General features: G+C 64.3%; 20 protein-coding genes. 12 read left to right on the top strand and 8 right to left on the bottom strand.

Annotated features, from left to right (window positions below):
• Window positions 1-10: 10 nt before the first annotated feature.
• The 3 genes from DB032_RS13765 to DB032_RS13755 all read right to left on the bottom strand — a co-directional run bounded on the left by DB032_RS13765 (window position 11) and on the right by DB032_RS13755 (window position 2,899).
• Window positions 11-829 (bottom strand): ABC transporter permease, encoded by an 819-nt coding sequence (locus DB032_RS13765; RefSeq protein ID WP_107799988.1) that lies wholly within the window; start codon window positions 827-829, stop codon window positions 11-13.
• Entirely contained in the window at window positions 826-1,737 is a 912-nt protein-coding gene (locus DB032_RS13760; protein WP_107799987.1) for an ABC transporter permease subunit, read from the bottom strand. Before DB032_RS13760 ends, DB032_RS13765 begins: the two co-directional genes overlap by 4 nt.
• Window positions 1,738-1,804: 67 nt before the next feature.
• Window positions 1,805-2,899 carry an ABC transporter substrate-binding protein gene (locus tag DB032_RS13755; RefSeq protein WP_199225895.1) on the bottom strand — a complete coding sequence of 365 codons (1,095 nt, stop codon included), beginning with the start codon at window positions 2,897-2,899 and terminating at the stop codon, window positions 1,805-1,807.
• Between the two features lie 209 nt (window positions 2,900-3,108).
• Between DB032_RS13755 and DB032_RS13750 the strand changes: the two genes are divergently transcribed.
• Window positions 3,109-3,843: a UTRA domain-containing protein gene (locus DB032_RS13750; protein WP_107799985.1), complete on the top strand. Its 735-nt coding sequence runs from the start codon at window positions 3,109-3,111 to the stop codon at window positions 3,841-3,843.
• A gap of 40 nt (window positions 3,844-3,883) precedes the next feature.
• The gene (locus tag DB032_RS13745) at window positions 3,884-4,882 is read left to right on the top strand and encodes an asparaginase (protein ID WP_107799984.1); all 999 of its coding nucleotides are present in this window, start codon (window positions 3,884-3,886) and stop codon (window positions 4,880-4,882) included.
• Between the two features lie 318 nt (window positions 4,883-5,200).
• Here the strand turns inward: DB032_RS13745 and DB032_RS24430 are convergent, their stop codons facing one another.
• A complete protein-coding gene (locus tag DB032_RS24430) occupies window positions 5,201-5,410 on the bottom strand; it encodes a hypothetical protein (protein ID WP_199226054.1) in 210 nt (69 codons plus the stop codon).
• Here DB032_RS24430 and DB032_RS13740 point away from each other — a divergent pair.
• The 7 genes from DB032_RS13740 (at window position 5,397) to DB032_RS13710 (ending at window position 10,093) form a co-directional block, all read left to right on the top strand.
• Window positions 5,397-5,936, top strand: coding sequence for an AAA family ATPase (locus tag DB032_RS13740; RefSeq protein WP_233246709.1), 540 nt, complete (start codon window positions 5,397-5,399; stop codon window positions 5,934-5,936). The two genes, DB032_RS24430 and DB032_RS13740, sit on opposite strands and share 14 nt — an antisense overlap.
• Window positions 5,937-6,136: 200 nt before the next feature.
• Window positions 6,137-6,352: an RNA-binding S4 domain-containing protein gene (locus DB032_RS13735; RefSeq protein WP_107799982.1), complete on the top strand. Its 216-nt coding sequence runs from the start codon at window positions 6,137-6,139 to the stop codon at window positions 6,350-6,352.
• Entirely contained in the window at window positions 6,349-6,537 is a 189-nt protein-coding gene (locus DB032_RS13730) for an oxidoreductase-like domain-containing protein (RefSeq protein WP_019101808.1), read from the top strand. The genes DB032_RS13735 and DB032_RS13730 overlap by 4 nt, the downstream gene beginning before the upstream one ends.
• A gap of 2 nt (window positions 6,538-6,539) precedes the next feature.
• On the top strand, window positions 6,540-7,409 hold the full coding sequence (locus tag DB032_RS13725) for a 3',5'-nucleoside bisphosphate phosphatase (RefSeq protein ID WP_107799981.1): 870 nt from the start codon (window positions 6,540-6,542) through the stop codon (window positions 7,407-7,409).
• A 5-nt stretch (window positions 7,410-7,414) separates the two neighbouring features.
• Window positions 7,415-8,035 (top strand): L-threonylcarbamoyladenylate synthase, encoded by a 621-nt coding sequence (locus DB032_RS13720; RefSeq protein ID WP_107799980.1) that lies wholly within the window; start codon window positions 7,415-7,417, stop codon window positions 8,033-8,035.
• Window positions 8,036-8,082: 47 nt separating this feature from the next.
• Window positions 8,083-8,721 (top strand): site-2 protease family protein, encoded by a 639-nt coding sequence (locus tag DB032_RS13715; RefSeq protein WP_107799979.1) that lies wholly within the window; start codon window positions 8,083-8,085, stop codon window positions 8,719-8,721.
• A 175-nt stretch (window positions 8,722-8,896) separates the two neighbouring features.
• Window positions 8,897-10,093 (top strand): tryptophan--tRNA ligase, encoded by a 1,197-nt coding sequence (locus DB032_RS13710; RefSeq protein WP_107799978.1) that lies wholly within the window; start codon window positions 8,897-8,899, stop codon window positions 10,091-10,093.
• Here DB032_RS13710 and DB032_RS23755 read toward each other — a convergent pair.
• The 4 genes from DB032_RS23755 to DB032_RS13695 all read right to left on the bottom strand — a co-directional run bounded on the left by DB032_RS23755 (window position 10,065) and on the right by DB032_RS13695 (window position 13,353).
• On the bottom strand, window positions 10,065-10,394 hold the full coding sequence (locus tag DB032_RS23755; RefSeq protein WP_146176676.1) for a hypothetical protein: 330 nt from the start codon (window positions 10,392-10,394) through the stop codon (window positions 10,065-10,067). The two genes, DB032_RS13710 and DB032_RS23755, sit on opposite strands and share 29 nt — an antisense overlap.
• A gap of 677 nt (window positions 10,395-11,071) precedes the next feature.
• Window positions 11,072-11,539 carry a YbaK/EbsC family protein gene (locus DB032_RS13705; protein ID WP_107799977.1) on the bottom strand — a complete coding sequence of 156 codons (468 nt, stop codon included), beginning with the start codon at window positions 11,537-11,539 and terminating at the stop codon, window positions 11,072-11,074.
• Window positions 11,540-11,611: 72 nt separating this feature from the next.
• Window positions 11,612-12,739: a methyl-accepting chemotaxis protein gene (locus tag DB032_RS13700; protein ID WP_107799976.1), complete on the bottom strand. Its 1,128-nt coding sequence runs from the start codon at window positions 12,737-12,739 to the stop codon at window positions 11,612-11,614.
• 125 nt (window positions 12,740-12,864) lie between these two features.
• Window positions 12,865-13,353, bottom strand: coding sequence for a winged helix-turn-helix transcriptional regulator (locus DB032_RS13695; protein ID WP_107799975.1), 489 nt, complete (start codon window positions 13,351-13,353; stop codon window positions 12,865-12,867).
• Between the two features lie 136 nt (window positions 13,354-13,489).
• Here DB032_RS13695 and DB032_RS13690 point away from each other — a divergent pair, with 136 nt between their 5' ends.
• From DB032_RS13690 to DB032_RS13680, 3 genes are all read left to right on the top strand, one after another.
• On the top strand, window positions 13,490-14,797 hold the full coding sequence (locus DB032_RS13690) for a D-amino acid dehydrogenase (RefSeq protein WP_107799974.1): 1,308 nt from the start codon (window positions 13,490-13,492) through the stop codon (window positions 14,795-14,797).
• Between the two features lie 2 nt (window positions 14,798-14,799).
• Window positions 14,800-15,867 (top strand): alanine racemase, encoded by a 1,068-nt coding sequence (gene alr / locus DB032_RS13685; protein ID WP_107799973.1) that lies wholly within the window; start codon window positions 14,800-14,802, stop codon window positions 15,865-15,867.
• Window positions 15,868-16,189: 322 nt separating this feature from the next.
• Window positions 16,190-17,800, top strand: coding sequence for a ShlB/FhaC/HecB family hemolysin secretion/activation protein (locus DB032_RS13680; protein WP_158274304.1), 1,611 nt, complete (start codon window positions 16,190-16,192; stop codon window positions 17,798-17,800).
• Window positions 17,801-17,807: the final 7 nt, after the last annotated feature.

Below are 17,807 nucleotides of genomic sequence, written 5' to 3'. Positions count from 1 at the left end.
GGGGTCTCTCTTATTCTGTCGCTGTCGCCTCGCGCAGCGCGCGACGGTGACGGCCGGCCACCTGCAGCAGGCCCATGGCCGCCCAGGTGATCAAAAAGGCGATGATGGCCAGCGCCGCCGGCTCGTAGGCCCGGTTGGCGCCGATCAATTGCAGATAAGGGCCGAAGGCCGGCCGCGCCAGCAAGCTGGCCATGGTGAATTCGCCGATGACGATGGCGAAGGTCAGAAAAGCGCCGGACAGCAGCGCGGATTGGATATTGGGGAAGATCACCCGCAGCAGAATCACCCGCCAGCCGCCGCCCAGACTTTGCGCCGCCTCGGCCAGCGAACGCACGTCGATGGCGGACAGGCCGGCGTCGATGGAACGGTATAGATAGGGCAGGGCCAGCGTCACATAGCTGCAGACCAGCAAGAGATCGGTGCCGCGCTCGCTGCCGGTCAGGGGCAGCCAGGCGTCGCTGCCGAACAGGCGCAGATAGCCGAACACGATGACGATGGCCGGAATCACCAGCGGCAGCAAGGTGATGAACTCCACCAGCGGACGCAGCCGCGGCAGGCGGAGCTGGATCCAGAACGCGGTGGGCGCCACCAGCAGGAGGCCGATGACGATGGTGAACACGGCCATCAGCGCGGAATAGGCGAAGCTTTGCTGAAAGCCGGGGTCTTGCAGCACCAGCTTGTAGGCTTCGAAGCTATAGCCTTCGCGCAGCATCTTCAGGCTGAACTCGAAGGTGGCCAACAACGGCAGCAAGAAGTACAGGCCGCCGGCGACGACGGCGATCCAGGCGCCCAGGCGCGACGACGGTTTGTGGACAGGCTGGCGTTTCATGCCCGGCTCCTTTCCGCGCGGCCGCGCAGCCAGATGTAGGCGGCGTTGGACAGGCCGGTCACCACGATCATGCCCAAGGCCAGCGCGTAGCCCAGGTTCTGGTCGTGCAGCACATCGCCGCGGATTTGCGCGTACAGCAGGATGGTGACGATGTTGAGCGAGCTGCCGGTCAGCGCGTAGGCGGTGGCCACCGCGCCGAAGGCGTTGGCGAACAGCAGCAGCGCCGCGCCCAGGATGCTGGGCCACAGCACCGGCAGCGCGATGCGGCTCCAGTAGGCGAAGGCGGAACCGCCCAGGCTGTCGCAGGCCTCGCGCCATTCGGTTTTAAGGCCGTCTATGGCCGGGCTGACGATCAGCACCATCAGCGGAATCTGGAAATACAGATAGGTCAGAGTCAGGCCGCTGAAGCTGAGAATGCTGAAGCCGCCGGCGTAGAGATCGAAGTCCAGATAGCGGCGCAGCAGCACCGTCACCAGGCCCATGCGGCCCAGCGTGGCCAGGAAGGCGAAGGCCAGCGGCACGCCGGCGAAGTTGGACGCCACGCCGGAAAAGGTGGCCAGCGTCGGGCGGATCCAGTCCGGCAGCCGGCCGCGGATCGCCGCCAGGGCCAGCAACAGGCCGAAGGCCGCGCCCAAGAGCGCGGAGGCGGCGCTGATCTGCAAGCTGATCTTGTAGGCGTCGAGAATCGCCGGCTCGAACAGCCGGGCGATATTGTTCAGCGTGAAATGGCCGTCGGCGTCCTGGAAGGCGCCCAGTAGCAGTCGGGCGGTGGGCAGCAGCAGGAAGAGCAGCGCAAACAGGAAGAACGGCGCCACGCCCAGCCAGGACAGCGAGACGAAGCCGCCGCCGGCGCGGCGCGGCGACGCCGGGCCGGAACGGCCGGCGAGAGAGTCGGAAGATGCGGACATGAGGGCGTGTTTCCAAAGAGAGCCCGCGCGCGGCGACAGCGCCGCGCGCCAAGGGGATGAGGCCGGCTTACTTGACGTTGCTGCCCACCACGCCGTCCCACTGCTTGGTGATCACCGCCTTGTAAGCCTCTTGCTGTTCCAGCGTGGGGAACAGGGCCTTCTTATAGGCGGCGGCGTCCGGCATCCGGCTCAGCAAGTCCTGCGGGATTTTCTTGCGCGCGGCCAGATCGTTGAAGCGGGTGGGGTGGCAATAGCCCTTGAGCCAGGCCAGTTGGCCTTCGTCGGAGAACAGGTATTCCTGCCACAGCTTGGCGGCGTTGGGGTGCGGCGCGTAAGCGCTTATGCCCTGGGCGTAAACGCCGGCCACCACGCCGCTCTTGGGCACCACCACTTCCACCTTGGGGTTGCCCTTCAAGGTGTCGCGGTCGGCCAGCGCGTTGTAGTCCCAGCGGATCACGATGGGGGTGCTGCCTTGGGCCAGCGAAGCCGCCTTGCCGATCACCGGCACGAAATTGCCGCTCTTGTTCAACTGCGCGAAAAACTTGAGGCCGGCGTCGGCGGCCTTGGCCACATTGCCCTTGGACTGGGACAGGCCGGCGGCGAACACGCCCTGGATCGCCTGGTTGGCGGCGCGCGGGTCGCCGGCCAGCGCCACCGCGTTCTTGTACTCCGGCTTCAGCAGGTCGCTCCAGTCGGTCGGCGTCTTGGCGACCAGATCCTTGTTCACCTCGAAGGCCAGCACGCCGTAGTAATCGCCGTACCAATAGCCGTCCTTGTCCTTGACGCTGTCCGGAATGGTTTTCCAGTTGGAGACTTTGTACGGCTGCAACAGGCCGGCGGCCTTGGCTTGCGGGCCGAAGGACAGGCCCACGTCGATCACGTCCGGCGCCTGCGGGCCCTTATTGTTCTTGTTGGCCTTGATCGCCTCCAGTTCGTCGGCGGAGCCGGCGTCCGGATTGAGTTCGTTCACCTTGATGCCGTACTTGGCCTTGAAGCCGGCGATCACGCCGCCGTAGCCGCACCAGTCATGGGGCAGGGCGATCACGTTCAGCTCGCCCTCTTTCTTGGCGGCCTGGATCAGCGCGCTCAGATTATCGGCGAAAGCGGTGTTGGCCAGCAGGGCCAGCGCGCCCAGAACGGCGCAGCGCAACGGTGTATTCATGGCATCCATCCCTTTGGACTAGGTCAAATAAAAGCGATGCTGATGGTATTCCGTGTAGATGACATTCCGGTTTAGCTCGCATGGCAGTTTGATTGCATGTCGGTGACAAATCGGCGCAAGGCCGGCCGGCGGCGCTGGCGGTCAGTCATTTCCTTGTCATTTTTTCTTGGTAAAAAGCCGGCGGAGACCTGATTGCTGGACTAGTCCTGATGCCTGAATCGAAACCGCTTTCCCAGGCCGCGCGCATCCGCGCCGCCTTATTGCAGCAAATCGACGGCGGCCTGCTGCGGCCGGGCGGCCGCCTGCCGTCGGAGCGCGCGCTGGCGGAGTTGTTCGCCACCACCCGCATCACCTTGAAGGAGGCCTTGGGCGTGCTGGAGGCCGAAGGGCGGGTCTACCGCGAAGAACGGCGCGGCTGGTTTCTCGCGTTTCCGCGGCTGGAATACGCGCCGCTTTACGGCAACCATTTCCAGCGCATGGCCGACGCCCAGCAGCGCGCGGCGGAAACCCGGCTCTTGAGCGTGGAAACCGTGCTGGCCTCGCCCGAGCTGTGCCGGGCGCTGGCCGTGCCGCCGCTCAGCTCCTTGTGGAAAATCTGCCGTCAACGCAGCCTGGACGGCCGGGTGGCGCTATACGTGGAGCACTTCCTGAGACCGGAGCGCTTCCCGGACATCCAGGAGCTGGATTTGAGTCAATCGCTGACCGGTTTGTACCGCCGCCATTACGGCATCGAATACGCGGCGGCGGCTTTCGACATCCTGCCGGCGGCGGCGCAAGGCCGCGTGGCGCAAGCGCTGATGCTGGCCGAGGGTAGCCCCGTTCTGCTGGTGCGCCGGATCAATCGAGACGCCGCCGGCGAGACGCTGGACTGCGATTACGAGTACTGGCGGCACGACGCGGTGCGTCTGCGCGTGGACAGTCCTGCCGCGGTCGCGGCGAATTGAGCTACCATCGCGGCATTGGACACTGTTTGCAGGAGATCGCATGAGCCGCGTTTTAGTGTTGTACACCGGTGGCACCATAGGCATGACCGAAACCCCGGACGGCCTGGCGCCGTCTCCAGGCCTGTTGCCCGGCCTGCTGGAGCGTTTCCGCCGGCCCGGCCTGGATTTCGACGTGGTCGAGTTCGACGAGTTGATCGACTCCTCCGCCATCGAGCCGCGCCACTGGAACCGCATCATCGCCGCGCTGGCCGAGCGTTACGGCGACTACGACGGCTTCGTCGTCATCCACGGCACCGACACCATGGCCTATACCGCCGGCGTACTGGCCTTCGCTCTGCGCGGGCTGGGCAAGCCGGTGGTGCTGACCGGCGCGCAGCTGCCGCTGCTGCACCCGCGCTCCGACGGCTGGAACAATGTCGCCGACGCGCTGGAGGCGGCCTGCCAGCCTGAGTTGCGCGAAGTCGTCATCGCCTTCGACCGCCTGCTGCTGCGCGGCAGCCGCGCCCGCAAGCTGGATGTGGAGCATTTCGCCGGCTTCGGCTCGCCCAACGCCGAACCGCTGGCCCGCTTCGCCATCCATCCGCACTGGAACAAGGCCGCCTGGTTGCCGGGGCAGGGCGAATTCCAGCCCAAGGCGCTGCGCGAAGACCTGAACATCGCCTGCCTGTTCCTGAGCCCGGGGCAGGGCGCTGCGCTGGCCGGCCGCCTGATGGCGGACCCGATGTTGGATGCGGCGGTGCTGATGAGCTACGGCAGCGGCAACGCGCCGGCCGATCCGGCGCTGCTGGACGGGGTGAAGGCCCTGACCGCGCGCGGCGGCGCCGTGCTCAACATCACCCAGGCGCCGCGCGGCGCGGTGGAGGTGGGCGCTTACGCCGCCAGCCAGCCGCTGGCGCGTGCCGGCGCGGTGGCCGGGGCGGACCTGACGCCGGAAGCGGCGCTGGCCAAGCTGCACGTGCTGCTGTCCGCCGGTCTCAGCGGACAGCAACTGGCGGCGCAATTGGCTAAGCCCTTGCGCGGCGAGATGAGCGCGCATTAAGACGCCGTGCGCGACCCGGGCTGCTCATTTTTTGAGCGGCCTTTTTTTGTGCCGGTTTTTCAGAGTCTTGCCGCGCTTGTCCACAACTCGCCCACACGGCTTTGCACCTTGGGTGTGGGCAAACGGGAAAATGGGCGCGACGGGGCCGGGCCGGCGATGGACGGCGTGCGGCGCATGCCGTCGTCTTGAGTTTGCGCTGATTTTTGATTAAAAAATAAGCAAAAGAAAATGCGCTTGGCGGAACAAGGACTTGGCCGCTTTATCCACAATTGTCCCACATGGCTTTTCACGCTGGATGTGGGTAATCCATCGGTCTGCCTATTTTTTGATCTTCACGGTCAAATCCATTTCGCGGCAAGGGCTTAGCTTCCTTGTCCACAGCTGGCGCACAGGGCTGTCCCCTTTGCTTGTTGAGAACAGCGGCCCGGCTGTTGATAGCGCGGCAAGCGGCGTATAATTGACCGCTTTTCCGTATTTTGAGAGCAGCCGGATGTCAGAAGGCGCGGCGCGGCCGTTGAAGATCGCCATCGTGGGGCCGGAGTCCTGCGGCAAGACCACGCTGGCGCGCGCGCTGGCGGCGGCGCTGAACGAGGTGGGCATCGCCGCCGCCTGGGTGCCGGAATACGCGCGCGATTATTTCGCCGCGCGGCCGTACCGCTCCACGCCGGAAATCATAGAGGAAGTGGCGCGTGGACAGTTGGCGGCGGAACAGTCCTTGGCCGGCGGCGTCCAAGTTTTGTTGTGCGACACCACCGCCTTGAATTGCAAGATCTGGAGCGAAGTGGCGCACGGGCATTGCAGCCCCGGCTTGCTCGCGCTGTGTCGGCCCGGCGATTACGCCTTGACTCTGCTGGCCGAGCCGGACATCCCCTGGGAGCCGGATCCGCTGCGCAGCCACCCGACCCAGCGCGATTGGCTGTTCGGCCTCTACCGGCAGGCGCTGCAAGACGCGGGCGTTGACGCGACGCGGGTGAGCGGCGCGCATGAAAGGCGCATGGCCCAGGCGCGGGCGGCGTTGGCCGCCCTCTGGCCGGGCGAGTTGCCTAAATTTTGAGCGCAAAGAATAAAGCGCTGGAAATTCAGCAAATTGCCGCAATTATCCACAACAGGCCCACAAGCTTGTCCTGCCATGGCGTGGATAGTTGTCGGCGATAGATTAAAAAATAAGCGACAGTAAAAAGGCGTGAAAAATGAAGGCGCTGCGGTTCTTGTCCACAGCCCGCTCACAGCCCTGTCCCAATCGAGTGTGCAAAAATGAACGAAACCTTTGAATTGAGCGGCGAATACATCGCCTTGTGCGACCTGCTGAAAATCTGCAATGTCTGCGATTCCGGCGGCGCCGCCAAACATTTCATCGCCGAAGGCAATGTGCGAGTGGACGGCCAGGAGGAACTGCGCAAGACCTGCAAGATCCGCGCCGGCCAGCAGGTCAGCGGCGAAGGCTTTTCCATCCGCGTCGTGGCGGCATGAACGACGACGACTTCGACCCGCCGCCGGAAGCGCCCGAGCCCCCGCCGGACGACGCTTGCTGCGGCAGCGGCTGCGACCCGTGCATCTGGGACAGCTATAACGCCTTGATGACGGAATACCGCGCCAAACTGGCCGCCTGGGAGTTGCGCGAAGCCGCGCGCCAGGCCGCCGCCAACGGACAATAAGCATGGCCAGCATCGATCTGCATTTCCACTCCCACGCCTCCGACGGCGCTTTGCCGCCGGAGCAGGTGATCGCGCGCGCCGCCGAGCGCGAAGCCACCCTGGTGGCGCTGACCGACCACGACTGCACCCACGGCCTGGCCGCGGCGCGGGCCGAGGCGGCGCGCCAGGGGCTGGCCTTCCTCAACGGCGTCGAAGTCTCGGTTACCTGGGGCAAGCACACCGTGCACATCGTCGGCCTGGGCATAGACCCGGACCAGCCGACCTTGGCCGCCGGCCTGCAATCCATCCGCGACGGACGCGTCAACCGCGCGCGGCAGATGTCGGACGAACTGGTCAAGGTGGGCATTCAGGGCGCGTTCGACGGCGCGATGGCCTTGTGCGACAACCCGGAAATGATAGGCCGCACCCACTTCGCCCGCTTCCTGGTCAATAGCGGCCAGGTCAAGGATGTGCGCACCGTATTCCGCAAATTCCTGACGCCGGGCAAGCCCGGCTACGTGGCGCACGAATGGGCCGGCCTGGAAGACGCGGTGGGCTGGATTCTGGCCGGCGGCGGGGAGGCGGTGATCGCCCATCCCGGCCGCTACGATATGGGCCGTACCCTGATCGAGCGGCTGATCAACGATTTCAAGCAGGCCGGCGGCCGCGGCATCGAAGTGGCCAGCGGCAGCCACAGCCTGGACGATATGCACAAGTTCGCCTTGCTGGCGGACCGCCACGAACTGTACTCCAGCGCCGGCAGCGATTTTCACGCCCCAGGCGAGGGCGGCCGCGACGTCGGCCGCACCGACGACCTGCCGCCGATCTGCAAACCCATCTGGGACGCGCTGGCCGTGCGCATCATCCGGCCGGCGGACCCGGCACAAGGCTGACCCACATGGCACAGTTTTTCATGATCCATCCGGACAATCCGCAAGCGCGGCTGGTGCGCGAAGCGGTGAAAATCCTGCGCGAGGGCGGGGTGGTGGTCTATCCCACCGACTCCTGTTACGCCTTGGGCTGCATGCTGGGCGACAAGCCGGCGATGGAGCGCATCCTGGAGATCCGCCAGCTGGACCTGCGTCACCACCTGACCCTGGTCTGCCACAATCTGTCGGAGCTGGCCAATTACGCCAAGGTGGACAACAGCCAGTTCCGCATGTTGAAGGCCGCCACCCCCGGCAGCTACACCTTCATCCTGCAAGCCACCCGCGAAGTGCCGCGCCGCACCCTGCACCCCAAGCGCTCCACCATCGGGCTGCGGGTGCCGGACCACAAGGTGGCGCTGGCCCTGCTGGAAGAGCTGGGCGAACCCATCCTGTCCTGTACCCTGATGCTGCCCGGCGACGAGGAACCGCTGACCGACCCGTATGAAATCCGCGAGAGGCTGGAGCACGCGGTGGACGCGGTGATAGACGGCGGCTGGTGCGGCACCGAGCCCACCACCGTGATCGACATGACCGAGGGCGTGGAGCTGCTGCGTCGCGGCAAGGGCGACCCGTCGCCGTTTGGCCTATAAACTCCGCTTTTGCCTCCCGACACCGTTTTCAACCCACAAGAGACATCATGGGCGACATTAACCTGATCCAGAAAATCACCATTTACGCGCTGCCGGTGCTGTTCGCCATCACCCTGCACGAGGCCGCCCACGCTTACGCCGCGCGCCGTTTCGGCGACAGCACCGCCTATATGATGGGGCGGATGACGCTGAACCCGCTCAAGCACATCGACCCGATCGGCACCGTGCTGCTGCCCTTGCTGTCGGTGACGCTGGGCGGCTTCATCTTTGGCTGGGCCAAGCCGGTGCCGGTCAACTTCGGCGCGCTGCGCAAGCCGCGCGAGCACGGCCGGCTGGTGGCCGCCGCCGGGCCCGCCTCCAATCTGCTGATGATGCTGATGTGGGTGCTGCTGTTCAAACTGGCCATCGGCATGGATACCAGCTACAGCGAGCCGCTGGCGCTGATGAGCCAGGCCGGCATCGGCATCAATATCTCGCTGATGCTGCTCAATCTGCTGCCCATCCTGCCGCTGGACGGCGGCCGCATCGTGGAGAGCTTTCTGCCGCCCGGCATGGCCTGGAAGTACGCCAAGCTGGAGCCTTACGGCATGTGGGTGCTGCTGGCCTTGATCTTCACCGGCCTGCTGACCACCATTTTGCGGCCGTTCTACGGCCTGATGTACGGCCTGGTGCGCGCCCTGATCTAAGAGTGTGTTTACGATCTTGCGAGCTAGAGCGAGACAAGGCGTATTCCCCGTGTAACGCTCCACGACGCGCAGCAGATCGTAAACCGACTCTGAAGCGCCCGGCTCACCCCTATCCTGACGCGCCGGACTTCGTTTCCGGCGCGGTCGCGCTTATTTTCTGAAACGGAATTCAAACATGTTCGCCAACCGCATTCTCTCCGGCATGCGCCCCACCGGCAGCCTGCACCTTGGCCACTATCACGGCGTGATCAAGAACTGGGTGCAGCTGCAAAGCACTCACGACTGCTACTTCATGGTGGCGGACTGGCATGCGCTGACCACCAATTACGACGACGTCTCCATCATCGGCAAGAGCGTGTGGGACATGGTGATAGACTGGCTGGCCGCCGGCGTGGACCCGGAACAGGCCACCGTCTTCATCCAGTCCAAAGTGCCGCAGCACGCGGAACTGCACCTGGCGCTGTCCATGGTGACCCCGCTGTCCTGGCTGGAGCGGGTGCCCACCTACAAGGACCAGATCGAAAAACTGTCCACCAAGGACCTGGGCACTTACGGCTTCCTCGGCTACCCGCTGCTGCAGGCCGCCGACATCCTGATCTACAAGGCCGGCCTGGTGCCGGTGGGCGAAGACCAGGTGCCGCACATCGAACTGACCCGCGAAGTGGCGCGCCGCTTCAACAACCTGTTTGGCCGCGAACCCAACTTCGAAGAACTGGCCCGCGCCGCGGTGAAGAAGATAGGCAAGGCCGGCAAGGAGTTCGACCGCCTGCGCACCGCCTATCTGCAAGACGGCAACGCCGAAGCCTTGGCCGGCGCGCGCGAAATCCTGGCCGCCAGCCAGAACCTGGGCGCGGCGGACCGCGAGCGGCTGTTTGGCTGGCTGGAGAACAAGGGCAAGAGCATTCTGGCCGAATGCGAGGCGATGCTGACCGAGGCGTCCAAGATGCCGGGCCTGGACGGCCAGAAGATGTCCAAGTCCTACGGCAACACCATCACCATGCGCGAAGACCCGGCCACCGTCACCAAAAAAGTGCGGGCGATGCCGACCGATCCGGCCCGCGTGCGCCGCACCGATCCGGGCAGCCCGGACAAATGCCCGGTATGGCAGCTGCACCAGGTGTACAGCGACGCCGATACCCGCGAATGGGTGAAGCAGGGCTGTACCAGCGCCGGCATCGGTTGCCTGGACTGCAAGCAACCGGTGATAGACGGCGTACTCCGCGAACAGCAGCCGATGTTTGAACGCGCCGAGCAGTATCTGAGCAATCCCAAGCTGGTCAAGGAAGTGGTGGCCGCCGGCAACGCCAAGGCCGAGCAAGTGGCGCGCGCCACCATGCAGGACGTCAAGGCAGCGATGGGGCTGGGCTACTGAGCGCCTTTGTCTGGATGGATGCGAAACGCCCGGCTAGCCGGGCGTTTTTACGACCCGCTCTGAGCCTATCAAGCGTTGAGGCCTGGCGGTTTTGATACCGCACCAGCTCCCATTCCACCTCGGTGGCGCGGTAGACCTTCCATTCCTTGCTCAGCCATTGCTGCCACCACGGCAGCGGGAAGGCGACGTCGAGCAAGGGCAGCGGCTGGCCGGCGGTGCAGTAGCGGGTGGGATGGGTGCTGCCCCAGGGCACGCAGCCCTTGGGCGGCCGCGGCCGCCAGTGGGCGTTGACATTGGGCACGTCGCCGCTGCGGCGCAGCGCGCCGGGTGGTGCTCATGTCGGGTCCTCCTGGCTGGTGGAGCCGCTGCGCATGGACGGGCGGGATGCTTGGATGCGTTGGCGGGAGCGGCGGCTGATGGCGGAGTTAGAGCTGAGGCTGGCGACGATTCCTGAGAACCTGTTCAAAGTCTGCTGCGCTTCAGCAATACGGCGTTAAAAACACCCTCAAAATGCTCATGTACCATCTGTACATTCCGCTTTTTCGGTCGTTTTCGCCTTGTCTTGCCCTTGCTCGCGAGACTTTCAACAGGCTCTAAGGCGACGTCTGATTGAGGCTTTCTTGGGCGGGAGAGGATTAGCGGCGGCATGACGCGGCTCCATGCGTGCAACATAAAGTGCATACATTAAGCAGATGGGTGAAAAATACGCTATAGGAATATTCCTAAAATGCCTTTGCATGCCGGTGCGGCTTGTTCTTGGGGGGGCAAAAAGGGGCTTAAGCATGCTGGTCTGGCGCGGCAAGGCTAAGCCGGGCCGCCCCGGCGGTGGGAAAGTTTGAGCCGTTGTTTGGCGCCAAACAACGGCTTTTGGCATGGGCTCAAAGCCTGTAGGCGATCCTGCGAGCAGAGAAAAAAACGCTGAGAACCTGTTCAAAGTCTGCTGCGCTTCATGACGCGCAGCGGAGCGTAAACCGCTTCCTAGGCAAAAGCCTGGCACACATCCACCCAGTCGGCCTGGGTGATGTGGTGCAGCTGCTGCGGTGATAGCCGCACCGCGCTGTGGACGGCGCCGGCGGCCGGCAGCACTTCGTCGTAGGCCTGCAGCGACACGTCCAGATAGACGGGCAGCTCGGTGGCGAGGCCGAATGGGCAGACGCCGCCCACCGGGTGGCCGGTGATGGCCTCCACCTCGTCCGGCGGCAGCATCTTGCCCTTGCCGAAGGCGTCCTTGAACTTGCGGTTGTCGATGCGGGCGTCGCCGCGCGCCACCAGGATCACGTCGCGGCCGTCGTTCAGGCGGAAGGCCAGGGTCTTGGCGATGCGGCCGGGCTCCACGTCGTGGGCGGCGGCGGCTTCCGCCACGGTGGCGGTGCTGACTTCCAGTTCTATGATGGGGATGTCCAGCTGACGGGCGGCGAAAAACGCCTGGACGGACGCTAAGCTCATGTCTGGCCTCGAAGCGAAGGGTGGAGCGTTTCATTATTCCGCCCCATCCTTTGCTTGTGAAGCGTTTTTACTTCAGTCCTGCCGGGTGATGTCGCTGAGCTTATCGGCGATATCCTGCGAGGTGGCGGCCTGTTCTTCCGAGGCGTTGGCGATTTCCACCACGAAATTGCGCATGGTGTTGATCTCGCCGACGATGGTTTGCAGGGCGCCCTCGGCGCGCTGGAAGTCGTTTTCCGTGGTTTGAACCTGTTCGCGGCCCTGTTCGATGGCGCGCACGTTTTGCTGCACCTCGCCCTGGATCGCGCGGATCATGTCGCCGATTTCCTGGGTGGCCTTGGTGGTGCGTTCGGCCAGCTTGCGCACTTCGTCCGCCACCACGGCGAAGCCGCGGCCCATCTCGCCGGCGCGCGCCGCCTCGATCGCCGCGTTCAAGGCCAGGAGGTTGGTCTGATCGGCGATGTCCTTGATCACGTTGACGATGTGGCCGATGGCTTCCGAGCGCTGGCCCAGCGAGACCAGGCTGTCCGCGGTCTGGCGCACCATGGCGCCCACCTGCTGCATGCCCTGATTGGTGTCGCTGACGATGGCCATGCTCTTTTTGGCCTCGCCCAGCATCAGCTCTGAGGATTCGGAGGCGGCGGCGGTTTGCACCGCCACATTCTGGATGGTGGCGCTCATCGCCTGCATGTTTTCGGACAACTCGTTGATGCGGACCTCTAGGAAGTCGCGGCGCTGATTGCCCTGGTCCTGCAATTGCTGGGCGAGCATTTCGGCGGAGACGTCCTGGAAGCTGGCCATGAAGCACAGCAGTTGATCGGGGTGGGCGGAGTCCCAGATCGGAAACACCTTGGTCTTGAACATGACTTCGCCCACCGGAATCATCGCGATATGTTGGTCTATCTTGCGGCTGGCCAGGTCGGCCAGGATGCGGCGGTTGTACTCCGGATCGCGGTGGAATTGGTGGATGCTGTGGCCGTGGGCGTGGTTGACGTCGACGCCGGCGCGGAATTTCTGGTTCATCATTTCTCGATGCCGGCTCAGGATGTCGCGCGCGGTCTTGTTCATATAGAAGATCGCGTTGTCGCGGCTGGTGTCGCACAGCATGATCAGATTGTCCGCGTGGTCCAGCACGCTTTCCAGTTGGCGCACCTGCCGCGCCGCGTCCGCGGTCTTGTCGACCGCCTTCATGAAGCCGAACATCCTCATCTCCCGCCTAGGTAGTTTTACGCTAGCAACAGCTGCTTGTGGTTTGGCTGAGGCGGGAGGGGAATGCAAGCCTTTTTTGATTTAAATCAAAGGCAAGAGTGTGATTTTAAACGGCTAATTTATTCTCCCAGCGGCAGAAGCAAGGTCTCCTTGACCTCTTCCATCACCACATAGCTTTTGGACTCCTTGGCCGAGGGCAGTTGCAGCAGGATGTCGCCCAGCAGCTTGCGGTACATCGACATGTCCGGGATGCGGGCCTTGATCAGGTAGTCGAATTCGCCGGAGACCAGGTGGCATTCCAGTATTTCCGGGATGCGCATGATTTCGCGGCGGAAGGCGTCGAAGATATTGCCGGATTTGGCTTCCAGCTTGATTTCCACGAACACCAGCAGCGCCGCGCCCATCGCGTGTGGATTGAGCCGGGCGTAATAGCCTTCGATGATGCCGTCGCGCTCCATCCGCCGCACCCGCTCGGTGCATGGCGTGGTGGAAAGTCCCACCTTTTCAGAGAGTTCCGTCATCGAGATGCGGCCGTTTTTCTGCAGCAGGCGCAGGATTTTCAGATCGGTTTTATCCAGCGCTTTGTCGCCGCTTGAACTTTTCTTCATGTTTTCACTATGTCTATGAAAGTTTGCAGTTTAAAAATCTGTAGTCTGACGCTACTTTGGTGAAAAAACCCAGTGTTTCATTAATATACTACGCAAAATCACTATAGCCATGTAGTGCTGCAAACGGAGAGAGAAAATGAAGGTGATCGTGCTGGGCGGCGGTGTTCTGGGCGTGTCCACGGCTTGGTATCTGGCCAAGGCGGGCTGCGATGTGACGGTGCTGGAGCGCCAGGAAGGCGTGGCCTTGGAAACCAGTTTCGGCAACGCCGGCCAGATTTCCCCCGGATATTCCACGCCCTGGGCCGCGCCGGGCATTCCGCTGAAGGCGGCCAAATGGCTGTTCCAGCGCCACGCGCCGCTGGCGGTGAAGCCGGACGGCAGCCTGTACCAGCTGCAGTGGATCGCCAAGATGCTGGCCAACTGCAATGAAGACGCTTACGCGGTGAACAAGAGCCGGATGATGCGTCTGGCCGAATACAGCCGCGACAAGATGAAAGAGCTGCGCGCCGAAACCGGCATCGGCTACGAGGCGCGCCAGGGCGGCACGCTGCAGCTGTTCCGCAGCCAGGCCCAGGTGGACGGCGTCAGCAAGGATATCGCCGTGCTCAAGGAGTGCGGCGTGGATTTCAAAGTGCTGGACCGGGACGGCTGCGCCGAGGTGGAGCCGGCGTTGGCCAGCGTCAAGCACAAGCTGACCGGCGGCCTGCAACTGCCCAACGACGAAACCGGCGATTGCAATCTGTTCACCGCCCGCCTGGCCGAGATGGCGCGCGCCAAGGGCGTTGAGTTCCGCTTCGGCGTAAGCGTGGACGGCATCGAGAGCGACGGCAAGCGCATCACCGGCGTCCGCGTCGGCGACGATCTGCTGACTGCCGACCATTATGTGGTGGCGATGGGCAGCTTCTCCCGCGACATGGTCAAGACGCTGGGCATTGATATTCCGGTTTACCCGGTCAAGGGCTATTCGCTGACCGTGCCGATCACCAATCCGGCCGGCGCGCCGGTGTCCACGGTGCTGGACGAAACTTACAAGGTGGCGATCACCCGCTTCGACGACCGCATCCGCGTCGGCGGCATGGCCGAGTTGTCCGGCTACGATCTGTCGCTGAACCCGCGCCGCCGCGAAACGCTGGAAATGGTGGTGGGCGATCTGTACCCGAACGGCGGCGACATCCCGGCCGCCAGCTTCTGGACCGGTCTGCGGCCGATGACGCCGGACGGCACGCCCATCGTCGGCGGCACCCGCTTCGCCAATCTGTCGCTGAACACCGGCCACGGCACCCTGGGCTGGACCATGGGCGCCGGCTCCGGCAAGGTGCTGGCCGACATCATCACCGGCGCCAAGCCGGAGATCAGCCTGGACGGTCTGTCCATGCAGCGCTACGCCAAACAGGGCGAAACCCTGGTGGTGCCGGCCGCCCGGCCGGCCGTGGCGGGCGCCTGAGCATGCGGCCGCTGATCGCCACCATCCGCACCCAATACCTGCGCGACAATTATCTGCTGGCCAAGCGCCAGCACGGCGGGCGGGTATTGGCGGTGCTGAAGGCCAACGGCTACGGCCACGACGCGGCGCGTTGCGCCCAGGCGCTGGCCGATGTCGCCGACGGTTTCGCCGTCGCCTGCCTTGAGGAGGCGCTGCACCTGCGCGCCGCCGGCGTGAGCGCGCCCATTCTGCTGCTGGAAGGCGTGTTCGAGGCGGCCGAGCTGGCCGAAGTCGAGCGCCACCGGCTGTGGCTGGTGGTGCAGAGCGAAGAACAGCTGCGCATGCTGGAAGAGGCCCAGCCGGCCGCGCCGTTCCGAGTCTGGCTGATGCTGGACAGCGGCATGCACCGCGAGGGCTTTTTGCCGCGGCATTACCGCGCGGCCTGGGAGCGCTTGCAGGCCAGCGGCAAGGCGGAGAGCATCGTCAAGATGACCCACTTCGCCCGCGCCGACGAGCCGACGGTGCCGATGACCTTGGCGCAGATCGAAAGCTTCGACGCCGCCACCGCCGGCCTGCCGGGGGAGGAGAGCGTGGCCAATTCCGCTGGCATCCTGTGTCATCCGCGTTCGCGCCGCGACTGGGGCCGCGCCGGCATCCTGCTTTACGGCGCCAGCCCGCTGCCGGCGGGCTTCCCGCAGGGCGATGAGCTGAAACCGGTGATGCGGCTGAGCAGCCGCATCTTCGGCGTGCGCGAGCTGGCCGCCGGCGAGCCTATCGGCTACGGCGACAACTTCGTCACCGAACGGCCGACCCGGGTGGGCCTGATCGCCGGCGGCTACGCCGACGGCTATCCGCGGCTGGCGTCCAGCGGCAGCCCGGTGGCGGTGGACGGCCGCCGTTCGCGCATCATCGGCCGGGTGTCCATGGACATGATCACCGTGGACCTGAGCGACTTGCCCGCCGCCGGCATCGGCAGCGAGGTGGAGTTGTGGGGCGACGCGGTGTCGGTCAACGAGGTGGCCGCCGCCGCCGGCAGCATTTCCTATGAATTGCTGTGCAATATCAAGCGCGCCCACTTTGTGTTCGAATAAGTTTTTTCTGATCTTCTGAAAGATATTTCAGAATCAAACGACTAAGCGGAAAGCCCGGCCATTGGCCGGGTTTTTTTATTCGTATTGAATTTTATGTTGCGCTAAGGCCGCAAGGCTGGCATCAAGTCTGGGTAATAGTGTCATTATTTGATAATTATTCTCATTAGTCTGGACGCGTCATGGAATTTCTGTTTTCCTTTATTTAAAAATAGTTACGAATCCGATGATGATTAAATATAAAAAACCATCTCCAGCTCGGCTCTGGCGGATGGCGGGGATCGTTTGTTGGGGCGTGGCGGCGCAGGCCGCGGAAGTGCCCGGCATGTCTGGCAGCATGCATCAGCAAATGGAAAACGATTCGCGGCGCCTGTTGCAGGACAACAGCCGCCGTTTCGACGCCATCATTCAGCAGCAGCGGCTGCGGCAGATGCAGCCGGACAGCAATATGATGCGGAGGCCGCAAGCGGCCGATATGAGCGAGCTGGACTGCCTGCGCGTCAAGGGCGTGCGTCTGGCCGGCATCAAGCTGTTGAGCCGCAAGGAAGTGGCCTCGCTGGGCGAACTGGCCAGCGACTGCCTGAACAATGAAGAGTTGAACCGCTTCAGCCGCGGCTTGACCCAGCTCTATCTGAAGAAGGGCTATATCGCCGCGCGCGTGGCGGCCGAAGGGCCGGACGAGCAGGGCGTGCTGACCTTGCGCGTGCACGAAGGGCGGGTGGAGAAGATCGTCAGCGACGACCGGCGCAGCAATCCGGCCACCTTGTTTCCCGGCGTGGTCGGCCGGCCGCTGAACATCCACGACGCCGACCAGGGCCTGGACCAGGCCAACCGCCTGCCGTCCAGCAAGGCGACGCTGGACATCCTGCCCGGCGAAACCGTGGGCGGCTCCATCCTCAGCCTGCGCAACAATAAGGACGCGCCCTGGCGCTTGAACTTCAACGCCGACAACACAGGCCGCGACAGCACCGGCCGGGTGCAGGCCGGCGTGGGCCTGTCCTGGGACAGTCCGCTGGGTCTGTCCGATTTCGTCAGCGTGTCGGCGCAACGCACCAGCAACGACAACGCGGTGCGGCACAGCCGCAGCGAATCGCTGTTTTACTCCCTGCCTTACGGCTATTGGACGTTCAGCGCCTTCGCCAGCCGCGCCGATTATCTGAACCCGCTGCAATTGCAGCACAACGCGGTGAATTTGTCCGGCCGCACCGCCCAGAGCGGCCTGCGAGTGGACCGGGTGGTGAGCCGCGGCCAGAACCAGACCACCTCGCTGACGGCGCAACTGACGCATAAACGGGTGCGCAATTACTTTCTCGACAGCGAGATCGAGATCACCAGCCCCACGCTGAGCGTGGCCGAGCTGGGCCTGTCCCGGCTGCAATTGCTCAGCGGCGGCGTGTTGATCGCGGATGCAGGGGTGCAGCGCGGCACGCGCTGGCTGGGCGCCAGCGCGCCGGACCCGCGCGCGCCGGACGGACCCAACCCGCAGTTCACCAAGTGGAAGGCTTCGCTGAACTGGTTTCAAAGCCTGGGCCTGCCCGGCGGACCGTATCAGCTCAATAGCGCGCTGACCGGCCAGACCAGCCGCGATTATCTGCCCGGCGTCGAGCAGATGGACGTGTCCGACGCCAGCGCGGTGCGCGGTTTCCGCCGCAACACCCTGGCCGGGGAAACCGCCTGGTCCTGGCGCAATACCTTGTCGCGCCGCTTTGAGCTGGCCGGCGTCGGCGTGACGCCGCGTATCGGTCTGGACGGCGGCCGGGTGTTGCCGCATCGCTCGGTCCAGCAATGGCAGAGCATTGCCGGCGCCAGCCTGGGCCTGGCTTTCAGCTACCGCAAGGCCAGCCTGGACCTGGAATACAGCCGGCCCTTGTACAAGCCCGCCGGCTGGCAGCAGGAAGGCCATCAGCTGTTCGCCAAGCTGGCGCTGTCCTGGTGATGCTTTT

This window comes from Chromobacterium sp. Panama (genome assembly GCF_003052555.1).
Taxonomy (GTDB): domain Bacteria; phylum Pseudomonadota; class Gammaproteobacteria; order Burkholderiales; family Chromobacteriaceae; genus Chromobacterium.
The sequence above is the reverse complement of the archived record's forward strand: the minus strand, read 5'-3'. Positions and strand labels throughout refer to the sequence as shown.